The sequence below is a fragment of the Herbaspirillum sp. RV1423 genome, from assembly GCF_000577615.1.
In the GTDB taxonomy this organism is placed as follows: Bacteria; Pseudomonadota; Gammaproteobacteria; order Burkholderiales; family Burkholderiaceae_D; genus Herbaspirillum.
Map to the genome: position 1 here is coordinate 44,251 of NZ_CBXX010000036.1, position 14,383 is coordinate 58,633.

At 57.6% G+C, this 14,383-nt stretch carries 14 protein-coding genes; 8 read left to right on the forward strand and 6 right to left on the reverse strand.

All coding sequences use genetic code 11. From position 1 onward, the window contains the following. Nucleotides 1-18: 18 nt before the first annotated feature. Entirely contained in the window at nt 19-1,242 is a 1,224-nt protein-coding gene (gene phnA / locus RV1423_RS22970; protein WP_034301911.1) for a phosphonoacetate hydrolase, read from the reverse strand. A 171-nt stretch (nt 1,243-1,413) separates the two neighbouring features. On the opposite strand from phnA, the gene RV1423_RS22975 reads away from it, so the two are divergent. Continuing rightward, a complete protein-coding gene (locus RV1423_RS22975; RefSeq protein ID WP_034301913.1) occupies nt 1,414-2,307 on the forward strand; it encodes a LysR substrate-binding domain-containing protein in 894 nt (297 codons plus the stop codon). A gap of 55 nt (nt 2,308-2,362) precedes the next feature. Next, entirely contained in the window at nt 2,363-2,779 is a 417-nt protein-coding gene (locus RV1423_RS30045; RefSeq protein WP_231502486.1) for a hypothetical protein, read from the forward strand. A gap of 38 nt (nt 2,780-2,817) precedes the next feature. Here the strand turns inward: RV1423_RS30045 and RV1423_RS22985 are convergent, their stop codons facing one another. Then, nucleotides 2,818-3,054, reverse strand: coding sequence for a hypothetical protein (locus RV1423_RS22985; RefSeq protein ID WP_034301918.1), 237 nt, complete (start codon nt 3,052-3,054; stop codon nt 2,818-2,820). 991 nt (nt 3,055-4,045) lie between these two features. Then, entirely contained in the window at nt 4,046-4,450 is a 405-nt protein-coding gene (locus tag RV1423_RS30050) for a hypothetical protein (protein ID WP_155835225.1), read from the reverse strand. Between the two features lie 48 nt (nt 4,451-4,498). Here RV1423_RS30050 and RV1423_RS30975 point away from each other — a divergent pair, with 48 nt between their 5' ends. Then, nucleotides 4,499-4,834 carry a helix-turn-helix domain-containing protein gene (locus RV1423_RS30975; RefSeq protein ID WP_081768963.1) on the forward strand — a complete coding sequence of 112 codons (336 nt, stop codon included), beginning with the start codon at nt 4,499-4,501 and terminating at the stop codon, nt 4,832-4,834. 189 nt (nt 4,835-5,023) lie between these two features. Here RV1423_RS30975 and RV1423_RS22990 read toward each other — a convergent pair whose 3' ends face one another. Then, nucleotides 5,024-5,803, reverse strand: coding sequence for an NADPH-dependent F420 reductase (locus tag RV1423_RS22990; RefSeq protein ID WP_255344232.1), 780 nt, complete (start codon nt 5,801-5,803; stop codon nt 5,024-5,026). Between the two features lie 78 nt (nt 5,804-5,881). Here RV1423_RS22990 and RV1423_RS22995 point away from each other — a divergent pair, with 78 nt between their 5' ends. Both RV1423_RS22995 and RV1423_RS29325 read left to right on the forward strand, forming a co-directional pair. After that, nucleotides 5,882-6,253 carry a helix-turn-helix domain-containing protein gene (locus tag RV1423_RS22995; protein ID WP_034301921.1) on the forward strand — a complete coding sequence of 124 codons (372 nt, stop codon included), beginning with the start codon at nt 5,882-5,884 and terminating at the stop codon, nt 6,251-6,253. Between the two features lie 369 nt (nt 6,254-6,622). Further along, nucleotides 6,623-6,940: a LysR substrate-binding domain-containing protein gene (locus tag RV1423_RS29325; protein WP_231502487.1), complete on the forward strand. Its 318-nt coding sequence runs from the start codon at nt 6,623-6,625 to the stop codon at nt 6,938-6,940. Nucleotides 6,941-7,148: 208 nt separating this feature from the next. Here the strand turns inward: RV1423_RS29325 and RV1423_RS28690 are convergent, their stop codons facing one another. Next, nucleotides 7,149-7,775 carry a TetR/AcrR family transcriptional regulator gene (locus RV1423_RS28690; RefSeq protein ID WP_051516874.1) on the reverse strand — a complete coding sequence of 209 codons (627 nt, stop codon included), beginning with the start codon at nt 7,773-7,775 and terminating at the stop codon, nt 7,149-7,151. A gap of 164 nt (nt 7,776-7,939) precedes the next feature. Beyond that, the gene (locus RV1423_RS23010) at nt 7,940-9,400 is read right to left on the reverse strand and encodes an efflux transporter outer membrane subunit (protein ID WP_034301922.1); all 1,461 of its coding nucleotides are present in this window, start codon (nt 9,398-9,400) and stop codon (nt 7,940-7,942) included. A 90-nt stretch (nt 9,401-9,490) separates the two neighbouring features. Between RV1423_RS23010 and RV1423_RS23015 the strand changes: the two genes are divergently transcribed. The 3 genes from RV1423_RS23015 to RV1423_RS23025 all read left to right on the forward strand — a co-directional run bounded on the left by RV1423_RS23015 (nt 9,491) and on the right by RV1423_RS23025 (nt 14,356). Next, a complete protein-coding gene (locus RV1423_RS23015; protein ID WP_034301923.1) occupies nt 9,491-10,108 on the forward strand; it encodes a TetR/AcrR family transcriptional regulator in 618 nt (205 codons plus the stop codon). An 88-nt stretch (nt 10,109-10,196) separates the two neighbouring features. Continuing rightward, complete coding sequence (locus RV1423_RS23020; protein ID WP_034301924.1) at nt 10,197-11,297, forward strand: efflux RND transporter periplasmic adaptor subunit; 1,101 nt, start codon at nt 10,197-10,199, stop codon at nt 11,295-11,297. Continuing rightward, on the forward strand, nt 11,294-14,356 hold the full coding sequence (locus RV1423_RS23025; RefSeq protein ID WP_051516875.1) for an efflux RND transporter permease subunit: 3,063 nt from the start codon (nt 11,294-11,296) through the stop codon (nt 14,354-14,356). Before RV1423_RS23020 ends, RV1423_RS23025 begins: the two co-directional genes overlap by 4 nt. The last annotated feature ends 27 nt before the right edge of the window (nt 14,357-14,383 follow it).

Consider the following 14,383-nt stretch of genomic DNA (forward strand, 5'->3'; position numbering starts at 1 on the left):
GCTCGCTTGCCGCTTTTTTTAAACGAGATGGTTGAGGGCGATATCGATAATGTCGAAATTGCGCAGGTGGCGACTCGGAGCGATGTTGGCTACCTTGCGGTTGAAGATGAGCGGCACGCGTTGCTCGGATGCGCCGCCGTGGGAGCGCAGGGGTACGGTCAGTCCCGATAGGTCGTGTTTGTCGCTGGCGCTACCGAGCACCGTCAGTCTTTCCGCCAACACCACCAGGTCGCCGATGCGATCGGGCGGCAATTCGAAGCGATGGGCGGCCTGGACGCGCGTCAATACTGCTTCGACGCCTTGGATGTTGGCGAGGAAATCGGCGACTTCGCCGATCTGTGCTTCATCGCGCAGATAGATCGTCGCATACGAGCCCAGGGCGCCGTGATGCACCACGTAGGGATCAGTGATCGGCAGGATTACGCGCGCCAGTTGGGGACCGTAGTGGGCGTTGAGACGATCTTGCAGAAACGCGATGTTGGGACGACCTGCGGCATCGGTCTTAGCGTTCATGCCATGGTCGGCTGTGATCGCGATCACAGCGCCTGCGTCGTGGTAGCGCTTGAAGTAGCCGTCCATCATGGCATAGAAGGCATTGGCCTCGGGAGTGCCCGGTGCGTGTTTATGCTGGACGTAGTCGGTGGTGGACAAGTACATCAGGTCGGGGCGCTCGGTGGTGAGGATGGAGAGCCCGGCGGCAAACACGAATTCCGAGAGGTCCGCACTATACACGGATGGCACCGGCATGCCGACCCGGGCCAGGATGTTTTCAATGCCATGCTCGGCCAAGGTCACTTGATCGGCTTTCTCGGCCGAGAAGCAGATCCCCCTCAATTGATGTCCGAGCAGGCTGCGCAGCTTGTCTTTGGCAGTCACCACCGCGACGTGTTTTCCCGCGCGAGCCAGTTCGGCCAGGATCGTCGGCGCGCGCAAGTATTTGGCGTCGTTCATCAACACCTCCTCATTCGCTTCCTGATCGAAGAAGAAGTTGCCGCAGATGCCGTGGATGGACGGCGGCACGCCCGTGACGATGGACAGGTTGTTCGGGTTGGTGAACGACGGCAGCACGCAGTCGCCCGCCAGCACCGCGCCATCTGCACTCAAGGTGGCGAGAAACGGAGCCTGTCCCGCCTGGATCGCCTGGTTGATGTATTCCTGTTCGCAGCCGTCGATGCAGACGATGATAGTGGGCACGGATGGCAGTCGGTAAGCGCGGGAGTTGATAGTAATGTGTTCGGTCATGGCGAGCCTTTCTGAAGTGTGGAACGTGAGAAGAACGCTGCTGGGTCGCGGGCGAACCATGCCGTGGTCAAGAGATCCCGGGAGACGAGCAAGCTTGGCAAGAAGTGTATGATTTGCAATCTGCTCACACAATCGATAAAAACTAGCTGTGTCTGTGCGTAAAAATCACATATGAGACAAAAGCTTCCCCCTCTTAACGCCTTGCGTATTTTCGAAGTTGCGGCGCGCGCAGGAAGTTATTCGGCCGCCGCCCGAGAGTTGAACCTGACCCACGGTGCGGTCAGTCGGCAAATTGCGATTCTGGAAGACTGGTTGGGGCAGCCGCTGTTTGTACGGGATGGGCAAAGCATGGTGGCGTCGCCCCATGCGCGAGCGCTGGCGCGTGAAATCAGCCTTGCTTTCGATCACGTAGCCGACGCCGCCGAGCGTTACGGCAAGAACAGGCTGGTGAAAATTATCCGCGTCAGCGCGTCGGCGACGCTGGCGATGCGCTGGCTGATTCCTCGTCTGCCTTCATTTGCGCAGATTTGCCCGGGCGTCGATGTGCGCGTTTCGACCGTGCTGTCCACGGAACCTGCGTTCAAGGGCAGCTTCGATGTCGCCATCCGGCGCGACGTGCCTACTGGGGGGCAGTATCAGGCGTGGCCCCTGTTTCGAGAATTGAACACCGTGATCGCGAGTCCCGCTTTACTCATGCAGACTGGGATAGCGACTGTCGAGGAGTTGGCGGACCAGACCTGGTTGACGACCGAAACCCGACCCGGCGATTGGGAGGCCTGGCTGGATGCGGCAGCCCAGCGCAAGCTACGCGCCAGCCGGAGCTTGCGCTGCGATCATTTTTTCGTGACCTTGCAAGCCATCGTCGACGGACTGGGATTTGGCATCGGTCCGTTTCCCACTCTGGACATCGACTGCGTCGCCGGACGTTTGCAAAAGCCGTTTCCCGACATGCTGGCACCGGGCTCCACCTATTACGCGCTGGTGCCGCTGGATGCCGATAAACCAGCCCACATGAGAGCCTTCATCGAGTGGTTACAATCGATCAGTTCCAGAGAACTGGCCTAGTCCAGAATCGGTATTGGTATTGTTGGCGCCGTTATCATGCGGCAGTTTTTCCTCCGTGGGCCAAGACGAGAAGCCGGATGGAAGTGACTGTTTGCCGCGAAAAACACTTCATAGGGCGCAAACCGGGGGCAACAACTCGCCCGCGTTGACCAAACGGAAGGTTCATACGTCCTTGTCGGTCGCTGATGGCGATGTTGTGATTATTGGCGGACTTGCCGAGGATAGAGAAAGCTCTGCCCGCGTCGGGTTCTCATTTTTGCCTGATTGGATGAGATCGGACACGGGGCAGAAAAGTGGAAGCGAAATCTTGCGAGTGCTGCAGCTCAACCGGTTACGAGCCCTTTGGCGAATTCTTCGTAAAGTATCGGTCGGAAAATATCCCAAACAGTTGTTGTGCGTCGTATCGGTTTTCTTTGGGCGATACGTGGATGTCGTGTGGTTGAGCTTGGTGATTATTCTGCGCCAAAGGTAATTGCTGCGGATGCAGGATGTCTCGGGGGGAATGCATGATTAAAGTCTGTCTTGCTTTGATGCGTGTTCGACGCGCATCACGGTTGGAATATCGGCGATTCTGGTCAGATCGGAAAACGTGTTCGCAATTTCCTCCCATTCGCTGGCTGCTTGACGTTCGTATTCCTTGTCTGCCTCATGGAAGTAAAAAATGCCGAACAGAAATGCGCCCAACAGGATGCATAGCAGAGTGAAGAAATGCGGATCGTCATTGAACAAATCAAAAAACAGATTCATATCGGCCTCCAAAGGGAAAGAACGTTGTTCTTGTTCTTTAGTGGCAATAGCGCTTCAATTTGTCCATGCAAATCCTCACAAATGTTCATCAATGCATCGCAGAACCAGAGAGGTCAATCAACTTGAAGCTTTGTCGACGGCGCATGTAGCGGTCGGGCGAAGCCCGATGATTGCCGTAGCAGCCGGGTCGGCAGACCTGCGCTTCGTGCACTGCGTAGCCGGCAATCAAGCATGCGGCCATGTGAAGCGTGGCGAATCCGAGAATCGTGAGCGTAACGAATATGTGTGGGGGGGAGGGCGGCGAAGAAGAGGGTACGCCAAGCCTGAAAACCATCGGTGCTGATTGCATGACCACGTTGACTACAGGTTATTTGTCTAAGACTGATTTGCGTAGAGTGAATAGATTCTTTAATAGCTAAGATAAATATGGCTGTAAAGCCATTGAAACATGCCACTCCGAATTACTTCGCGGTGGCATTTTTTTGCACTATTGCATATCGGTTTTTTTTTGAGCTTAACATTCTCATACGGAACTACCCAAGTTTTTCAATTACTCACGAGCATAGGTCATAGACAGGCTATTCTTACTGCATTGATATGAGGCCTACCTTTCAAGAATCCTTGCAAGCACGTTTCGTGCATGGGAAGAGATCGCTTGAAACAACTTACATTGGATGAATGATGGGATTTAAAACCGATTTGTTTGCGGGAATTGCGGGAGTGTTCGATCCTCGGGCGGAGCAAGCAGTGCGGGACGTAGTGGCCAACATTACTGGTGACCGCAATGCCCATCCGTCGGGTGGGCAACAAGCTGCTCAGAGTTTTCCGCCTCAATCTCACTTTTCCTCGCAGAACGATTCACGGCGTTTTGTTCGCATGCATCACATTTCGCAAAATTCCCCGTCTACCTCGTCCCCATACAATGATTCTGGCGCGCCCCCTTTCCGGAACGGCGCCTCAAGCGAATCGAGCGCACAAACTCGATTGCCTCCTAATTACTGGGGGATGCGCAATGAAGACCCAGGTTTTTCCAGACCTTCAGCTTATCCGGCAGCCCCACACGACGCTCCGGTGACATCGCAGCAGCCCAGCGCGACAACCAGTTCAACTCCTTCGAGTGCTTGGCGGCTGCCTCCCAATTACATGGAGATGCGCAATGAAGATCCCGGTTTTTCCAGACCTTCAGCTTATCCGGCAGCCCCACACGACGCTCCGGTGACATCGCAGCAGCCCAGCGCAACAACCAGTTCAACTCCTTCGAGTGCTTGGCGGTTGCCTCCCAATTACATGGAGATGCGCAATGAAGATCCCGGTTTTTCCAGACCTTCAGCTTATCCGGCAGCCCCACACGACGCTCCGGTGACATCGCAGCAGCCCAGCGCAACAACCACTTCAACTCCTTCGAGTGCTCGGCACTTGCCTCCTAATTACATGGCCATGCGTAATGAATAATGGCCTGAAGGGGTTAAGCAAGAAGCACGAGCATTACAATGCCGAATTCAAGTTGTCTGTATTGCGGCGGATGAAGAAGGGCCGGTTGTCGTATCGCGAAGTTGAAGCGATGTTCAATCTTCGGGGTTGTGGCATGGTCAGCCGATGGGAGCGGCTGTATCATGAGGGTGGCGTGGAAGCCTTGAAACCCAAGCCGAAAGGACGCCCAAAGATGATAAAACCCAGCCTTCCACCTGTACCACCACTGACGAATCTTGGTACTTTAGGTCGCTGTTGCGATTCAAAAATCCCAGAATCCCTAGTAGATATATGTAGTCATCCTACATAAATAGAACAATGGCTGTTGCGCTAGTTTAGATTCCCTTTTGTTGCGTCGAGACTTTGGCTCATCGCAACACCAAACGCGTTCAATAGGCACGCTTAATTTCCTCCTGTTGCGCGCAAAATCCCTTTTTCGAGATCCTTGCCGGTGGTCCAACATGTGGTCAGCCGTAACCGTGCCTGTTCCTTTCATATGTTATCCATCAACGGAATTCGTCTTGCGATTCATCGCGACGACATCGGCGTGGCTGGGATTGGGGCCCAGCTTGCCGAAAAGCTCTGGTAGCTGATCGCGCTTCTTGGGAGCTGTTCCCTTGATGGCTGCAGCGAGCGCTTTGCGCATGGTGTCAGCATCGTAGTCGCAACAGTACGAGGGTGTTGACGGCTGCTGTCTCCAGGAGTCTTCCAATGTACCTGCGTCAATCGGATCGAACCCGACCTGATTTACCAGTTCCATCGCTGTTTGTTTAGATCTCGCATCGTTTCCTGCCACTGCAATAGCGAGGCGGTCAGGCGCACCCTCGGGTTTTCCTAGCTCTGCGAGGGTGTATGCCAAAGCATTATTGAATGCTTTGATTACAGGCCGCCCAATCTGCCTGGCTACCCACACGCTTTCTGCCATCCCATCGTCGATATCAGGAATGCGCGAATCGCGCAGTCCAGGGTAGTAGTTGCTTGTATCGATGATCGTGGCCTCCGACGGTGTCCCGTCCAACAAGTCGACAGGAAGTTCGCGCATGGCAGGCAAAGGGATCGCCAGGATGATGATGTCGGCACCGGCAACCGCACCGTACACATCCTTCGCCTCGGCACCGATTTCATCCGCAAATGTGCGAACACCTTCAACGCCGCCGGAGTTTGCGACACGGACATCGTGTCCGGCAGCGCTTAGCTTGCGGGCGAGCGTGCCGCCGATGTTGCCTGTCCCGATAATCCCGACTTTCATGATATCAAGCTCCGATTCGTAAAAACGGATCCCATTTTATGGGGCTTATGCGAAAATAGTAAGTACACACTAAAAAGTAAGTAACATACCTAAGATGGAGAATTCAGTATGGGCCGGGAATGGAACTGTGAGGACCCTCAGCGGCGGTCAGAATGGGCCGCTGCAACGACGGAGGCCCTTCGCGTTCTTGAGGGGAAGTGGAAGATCATCATCATTTCGCAGCTTTTTGCGGCAAAGACACAGCTACGTTTCTCCGAACTAGAGAGGCTGATCGATGGCATCAATCAAAAAATGCTCATCCAGCAACTCAAACAATTGGAAAAGGATGGCATCGTCGAGCGTAAGGTGTACGCCGAAGTTCCTCCACGGGTTGAGTACACACTCGGGGCGTTAGGCATCGCACTCGGACCGTCCATGGAGGCGCTTATCGAATGGGCGGAAATGAGACGTAAGCTGCGTGGCGTAGTAACAGCAAAATGATCCGTTTGTCGTGCTATATCCCACCCACTACCCGGGTGTTTTCAGATGCGGCCAGAAGACGTGATTGCTTTTAGCAGCACGACATGTCGGACGAAAGCGTTGAGCATCACTATCAAAATTTAGACGCTTTAAGACTCTTTGAATTCAGCCACAAGAAAATCAACGAAACTTCAAACCTTGGCAGGTAAATTTCGCCGGCTGAGATAGTAGACATACAAGTTAGCAGACGGCAGCGTGTAGGCTGGCATCACTTCCTTCAGGCGCCCAAGCCGCCTATGCAATCCGCTCGACGCTGCGTGCAAAGAATGCCTGCTTGAACGGCAGCTTTGATTGGGAGGTAACACCCGTCGCAGTACAAGAAAAAAGGGCGTGACTGTCGTCGACCGGGATGAAGGTCCATTCTCCGCGAATCCGGAGCGTGTCCCAACCAAATTCGTTGCCAGCAAAGAATATCTAGCCAAATGCGGAATCCCCAAGACTCCCGATGACTTGCTTGATCACGAGTGTGTGATTTACACCCTGCTATCTTCTGGCGTGACATGGAACTTCAAGGGACGTGAGATTCAAGTCTCAGGAAGACTTAGGGTTAACTCGCCGGAAGCGGCACGCGAATCCGTGATCGAGGGCTTGGGGATAGGGCAAGGGCCGAAATGGCTGTACGAAAATGGGCTTAATGACGGGCGCTGAGCCGGTTCCTGTGCAGATAGTGTACGCTGCAAATAGGCTGCTTCCCCGCCGGGAAATCGTGTTCATGGACTTCATCGCCGAAGCATTTTCTATGCTTCCAGCGCTCGATACATGAGATGGACAGCAACTTTAGAACCTTAGGCGATGTTGATCGCTCTGCGAATGGAGACTTCTCGAATAATGTCGGCTAATGTCGAAACGCCATTGTTCACTTTCGGTAAGTGTCTTCCTTTGATAAAGGCAAAGTGAATAACATCGAGAGTTTCCCATCGCCTTGCTTCGAATCGAGGTTCGCCGAAAAGTCAATAGTTAGATGCAGGGCACTACCCCTTAAAGAGCTGACAGCAGTTGCAATCTCTCTTGCAAGGGCAACCACTTCTACTCTTGCATGGTTTTTGTTTCGATCCCGGAGGACTTCGCTTTCAGCCCCCCTTGACAAGAAAGGAGTGGCAAAGCTATCGAGAAAGGTAGGGTCCCGCCACGCATGCAACATCGCCTCTATCCATACAATTGCGGACTCCGCGTCGCACCACAGATCTAGAGAGTCTGGACTTGATGGGGATGGAAAGCAGTGGGTGCGTTTCTCTGATTCATCCATCCTTTGAAGTAGCTGAGACGTTTCTCCCAGCTTGCGGCGAAGTAGATGAATAAACAGTTCATTCTTGCTAGAGAAATTGGAATAAAACGCACCGCGCGTGAGGCCAGATAGCTGGGTGATTTCTTCTATTGTGATCGCGCCAAAGCCTCTTTGGGCGATCTTCGAATTGCCTGCCTCTAGCAATAGCGCGCGGGTCTGCTCCTGTTTTTCACTACGTGTCATTCGTTTGAAGCGCATTTCGCTTTCCTATTCGGGGACCAGGATGCCTCCGATCATCTATGTAAAAAAATCCCCTCCAAAGGTGGAAGTATTGGAGGGAAAAATGTCCGCAGACGCGGGGGGAGTCGCAGACACTGTAACTGACTGGTATGTGCCAGCGAAATAAGCCGGTGGCGAGGGATTCAGGCTCCCTCGGAGCGGGAGGGGGGCTGCCAGCCGCCGCCCAGCGCCTTGAAAGTCAATACGGCCGCGCGCGCGGCTTCGGCGCGGGCCTGGATTTGCGCATCTGTGGAACGCAGCACATTCTCGTCGGCCTGCAGCACATCGATCATGCTCGCCGTGCCCCTGCGGTAGGCGGCAAACGTGGAGGCGCGCGCCTGGCTCAGCGATTGCACGCCTTGCGACAGGAAGGCGGCCTGCTGCTCTCTGCGGGTCAGGGCCGAGAGGGCGTTCTCCACGTCTTCTGTCGCCTTCAGCGCGGCCAGCCGATAGGCCGCCAACATTTCGGCCTCTTGTCCTTTTGCCTGTTCGATCTGCGCATTGATTCGGCCGAAGTCGAACAGGCGCCAGCGCAAGCCCAGGGCGCCGCTGGCCTGGTTGGCCCCGGAGCTGAAGAGATTGGCGCTGGAGACCGAGGTGGCGCTGCCGATCAGGCCCGACAGTGACAGCTTGGGGTAATACTCGGCGACGGCAACGCCGATGCGGGCATTTGCGGAGGCCAGGCGGCGCTCGGCGGCAATGACGTCCGGTCTGCGCCGCAGCAGTTGCGCGGGGGCGCCGATATCGGTGAACTGCGGCGGCTGAGGAATGGCCTGGGCTCCTTTCAGTTCGGCGGCATAGGTGCCGGGCGGCGCAGCCAGCATTACATCCATGGCGTTCATCGCGACCTCCAGCGCGGTGCTCAGGGCCGGGATGGCGGCATTGAACTGGGCCAGGCTGGCTTCCATCTGCTTCACCTGCATTTGCGCCAGCAGGCCGCGCTCCAGCAGCCGCCTGCTCAGATCCAGCAGGGCCTGCTGGTTCTGCACCTGCTCGCACGCATTGCGCAGACGCCCCTGCAGTCCGCGGATGCTGATGTAGGTGTCGGCCACCTGAGCTGCTACGGCCAACTGGACGGCGGCGACGCCTGCTTCGGAGGTCTGGTAATCGGCTAGGGCGGCCTCTCTTCCACGGCGAAGTCCTCCGAAGATGTCCAGTTCCCAACTGGCGTTCAGGTCCGTGGCATAGGCATGGCCGTCACGGTCAAAACCGGGCCGGGAATTGAGGACTTGTCCCAGCGGCGTCTCGACGGACTGGTAAGCGCGCGCGGCCTGGCCGCTTACGCTGGCCGAAGGCAGCAGGGCGGCGTTAGCTGCGCCCACGGCGGCTTGTGCCTGTTGCAGGCGCGCCTTGGCCTGCGCCAGATCGAGATTCTGCTGCAGGGCCAGCGCCACCAAGCGGGTCAACTGCGAATCGCCGAAGCCAGTCCACCACTGGCTCAGGTCCGCTGTGGCCAGCCCGTTGCGCACGCGGCTCTGTAACAGTGTCTGTCCCTGGTATTGATCCGGTATCGCGGTGGTGGGGCGGACATAATCCGGGCCGACAGAGCAGGCTGACATCGTGCCTGCGACCAGGAGTGCCAAAAGAGAGCGTCTGAGCAACATGATCCAGTATCCGTGGAAGTGATTTTAGTGACTATAATACCAATTGGTCACGATTTGTTCAATCACGAATCTTGGCGTAAGCTATCATTTATGAACAAGCCCAGCACTTACCCGGTTTCCTCCCGGGGGCCCGCGGATCATGAAGTCCGGGACCAAATCATTACCGCAGCCACCGAGCACTTTAGCCGCTATGGCTATGAAAAGACCACCGTGTCCGATCTGGCCAGGGCCATTGGCTTCTCAAAGGCGTACATCTACAAGTTCTTCGAGTCCAAGCAGGCCATCGGCGAAATGATCTGTGCCAACTGCCTGCGTGAAATAGAAGACGAGGTTTGCCGCGCCGTTGCTGAGGCCGAGCATCCGGCCGATAAGCTGCGTCGCCTCTTCAAAGCCAGTACGGAGGCTAGTTTGCGGTTATTCTTCCGTGACCGGAAGCTCTATGAAATTGCCGCCTCCGCAGCCAGCGAGCGCTGGCAGGCCGTGATCGACTACGAAGAGCGCACCAAGAAACTGCTTGTCGACGTCCTCCAAGAAGGGCGCAAATCCGGCGACTTCGAACGCAAGACCCCCCTCGATGAAGCGGCGATGGCCACCTATCTGGTCATGCGTCCATACATGAATCCGTTGTTATTGCAATACAGTTTCGATTCCATCGACGAGGCTCCGGCACTCTTGTCGAGCTTGGTGTTGCGCAGTCTCGCACCGTGAGAAGCTAATCAAAGCAATTGTGACTATTGACTAAATTGGTCACAAGTACCAGAATGAGAGCCCTGATCATTTACTGGAAGGGGCTCCCATGCTTCGGCGCCGACTCGCAACTTCATTCGTCCTGTGTACGCTGCCACTGGCGCTGGCCGCGTGTGCAGACAAGAAAACCAATGATCCACGCACGGAAATCCCTCGCGTACGCGTCGCCGTAGTGGGGGAGGCCTCGTTGCCGGAGCGGGACTTCACGGGAGTCGTCGCCGCGCGCGTGCAGAGCGATCTTGGCTTCCGTGTTCCTGGTAAGGTGGTCGAGCGACTGGTGGACGCGGGCCAGGCCGTCAGGCGCGGGCAGGTTCTCATGCGCATTGATCCGGTCGACCTGAACCTGAGCGCTAGCGCTCAACGCGAAGCCGTGGTGGCTGCGCGCGCCCGGGCCCGGCAAGCGGCCGACGATGAAGCGCGCTACCGAGACCTGCGCGGCACCGGTGCGATTTCCGAGTCTTCCTATGACCAGATAAAAGCCGCCTCCGATGCCGTCAGAGCACAACTCGCCGCCGCCGAGGCGCAGGCCGATGTCGCCCGTAACGCCAGCCGCTATGCCGAGCTCGTGGCCGACAGCGATGGCATCGTCATGGAGACCGTGGTCGAGCCCGGTCAGGTCGTCGGTGCCGGCCAGGTGGTGGTCCGCCTTGCCCGCAATGGCAGCAGGGAAGCAGTGATCCAGTTGCCCGAGACGATACGGCCGAAGATAGACTCGGCCGCTTCGGCTACTCTTTTCGGGGCCGATCAGGTCACGATGAGAGCGCACCTGCGGCAACTCTCGAACACCGCGGACCGCATGACGCGCACGTTCGAGGCGCGCTATCTGCTTGATGCCGGGCAGGCCAGCTTGCCGCTTGGGGCGACGGTGACCGTGCGCATTCCTGAGCGGGAAGAACAGCAGGCTGGCATACAGGTGCCGATCGGCGCCCTGTTCGATCAGGGCAAGGGCGCCGGTGTGTGGGTGGTGCAGGGCGAATCCGGAAAGGTCTCCTGGCGGCCGGTCTCGGTGCTCCGTCTCAATGAGGACAGCGCCAGCGTCTCTGGTCCGCTCAAGCGGGGCGACCGCATCGTAGCCCTCGGTGCGCATCTGTTGCGCGAAGGTCAACCGGTGCGGGTCGCCGCCGCTACTGCCGAGGGAGCACGTCCGTGAACGAAGGCAGATTCAACCTTTCGGCGCTGGCGGTACGCGAACGCGCCATTACCCTGTTTCTGATCCTGCTCATTTCGGTCGCCGGCATCATGGCGTTCGTCAAGCTGGGACGGGCGGAGGATCCTTCCTTCACCATCAAGGTCATGACCATTGTCACTGCATGGCCGGGGGCTACCGCCCAGGAAATGCAGGACCAGGTCGCAGAGAAGATCGAGAAGCGGATGCAGGAGCTGAGCTGGTACGACCGTACCGAAACCTACACGCGCCCCGGTCTTGCCTTTACCACCGTGACACTGAAGGACAAGACGCCGCCCTTGGCAGTCCAGGAGGAGTTCTACCAGGCGCGCAAGAAGGTCGGCGACGAGATTCGCAACCTGCCGGCCGGCGTGATGGGGCCGTTCGTCAATGATGAATATTCCGACGTCACCTTCGCCCTTTATGCGCTCAAGGCGAAGGGCGAGCCACAGCGGCTTTTGGTGCGCGATGCGGAGCAATTGCGCCAGCGTCTGCTGCATGTACCGGGCGTGAAGAAAGTCAACATCGTCGGCGAGCAATCCGAGCGTATCTATATCGAATTTTCCCATGAACGGCTGGCCACGCTAGGCGTCAGCCCACAGGATATCTTCACCGCCTTGGGAACCCAGAACGCGCTGACACCGGCCGGCTCGATTGAGACCAGTGGCCCTGAAGTCTTTGTCCGCCTCGATGGTGCCTTCGATCAGCTCGACAATATCCGCAACACGCCCGTCGTATCGCTGGGCCGCACGCTGAAGCTCTCCGACATCGCCGTGGTCAAGCGCGGCTACGAGGATCCCGCGACTTTCCTGGTTCGTAACGGCGGTGAGCCAGCGCTGCTGCTTGGCGTGGTCATGAGCGATGGCTGGAATGGCCTGGAACTGGGCCGCGCGCTGGATGCCGAGGTCAGCCACATTAATGCGGAGCAGCCGTTGGGGATGATCCTGGCCAAGGTCACCGACCAGGCTGTCAACATCAGCTCGGCCGTCGATGAATTCATGATCAAGTTCTTCTCGGCCGTGCTGGTGGTGATGCTGGTCAGTTTCCTGAGCATGGGCTGGCGGGTCGGCCTAGTGGTCGCTGCAGCCGTGCCGCTGACGCTGGCGGTGGTGTTCGTAGTGATGCTCGCCACCGGCAAGAACTTCGACCGCATCACGCTGGGCTCGCTGATTCTGGCGCTGGGTCTGCTGGTGGATGATGCCATCATCGCCATCGAGATGATGGTGGTGAAGATGGAGGAGGGCTACAGCCGGATTGCCGCATCGGCATACGCCTGGAGCCATACCGCAGCACCCATGCTGTCGGGCACGCTGGTCACGGCCGTGGGCTTCATGCCCAACGGCTTCGCGCGCTCTACCGCAGGTGAATACACCAGCAACATGTTCTGGATCGTCGGCATCGCACTGACCGCCTCGTGGATCGTGGCAGTGGTCTTCACCCCCTACCTGGGTGTGAAGATGCTTCCCGATTTCAAGAAGGTGGAGGGCGGCCATGAGGCCATCTACGATACGCCGCGCTATAACCGCTTCCGCCAGTTGCTGACCCGGGTGATCGCGCGCAAGTGGATCGTCGCCGTATCGGTGGTGAGCTTGTTCGTTCTCGCCGTTGTGGGGATGGGAATGGTCAAGAAGCAGTTCTTCCCAATTTCTGATCGTCCGGAAGTCCTGGTTGAAGTGCAGATGCCTTATGGCACCTCCATCACCCAGACCAGCGCAGCCACCGCCAAGGTGGAGGCCTGGCTCGCCCGCCAGGCCGAATCAAAGATCGTGACTGCTTACATTGGCCAGGGCGCGCCGCGCTTCTACTTCGCCATGGGGCCGGAATTGCCCGACCCCTCCTTCGCCAAGATCGTGGTGCGCACCGACAACCAGAACGAACGCGAAGCCCTCAAGCTGCGCCTGCGGCAGGCCGTGGCTGATGGCTTGGCCTCGGAAGCGCGGGTTCGCGTCACCAACCTGGTGTTCGGTCCGTATTCGCCTTTCCCGGTCGCCTACCGCGTTTCCGGCCCGGACCCCATGGTCTTGCGTGGGATGGCTGAGCAAGTGCGGCAGGTCATGGATGCTAGCCCGATGATGCGCACCGTGAATACCGACTGGGGCGTTCGCGTCCCGACCCTGCATTTCACCTTGCAGCAGGATCGCCTGCAGGCCGTCGGCCTGAGCTCCAGTTCAGCGGCGCAGCAACTCCAGTTCCTGCTCAATGGCGTGCCCCTGACAGCGGTGCGCGAAGACATTCGTACCGTCCAGGTGACTGCGCGCTCAGCAGGGGCGACGCGGATGGACCCGGCCAAGATCGGCAATTTCACTCTGGCCGGCAGTAACGGTCAGCGCATCCCACTTTCCCAAGTGGGCAAAGTCGAAGTGCGCATGGAAGAGCCGGTGATGCGCCGCCGCGACCGCGTTCCGACCATCACCGTTCGCGGCGATATCGCCGATGGTCTGCAGCCGCCCGATGTCTCCAAGGCGATCACGCAGCAATTGCAGTCCATCATCGAGAAGCTACCCAGTGGCTACCATATCGTCGAAGCAGGCTCTATCGAGGAGTCAGGCAAGGCGACCGTCGCGATGCTCCCGATCTTCCCGATCATGATCGCGGTGACGCTACTCATCATCATTCTGCAAGTCCGTTCGATGGCCGCCATGGTGATGGTGTTTCTCACCAGCCCGCTGGGACTGATCGGGGTCGTTCCAACGCTGCTGGTATTCGGCCAGCCGTTCGGCATCAATGCGCTGGTCGGTTTGATTGCGCTGTCGGGCATTCTGATGCGCAACACGCTCATTCTGATCGGTCAGATCCACCATAACGAACAGGCCGGCCTCGATCCCTTCCGCGCAGTGGTCGAAGCCACGGTGCAACGAGCGCGTCCAGTCATCCTGACCGCTCTGGCCGCGATCTTCGCCTTCATTCCGCTGACCCATTCAGTCTTCTGGGGCACGCTGGCTTACACCCTGATCGGAGGCACCTTTGCGGGAACCATCCTCACGCTGCTCTTCCTTCCGGCCATGTACTCGATCTGGTTCAAGATCCGGCCAGCCAACCCATAAGACTTAGAGAAGCTCTGCATTCCACAA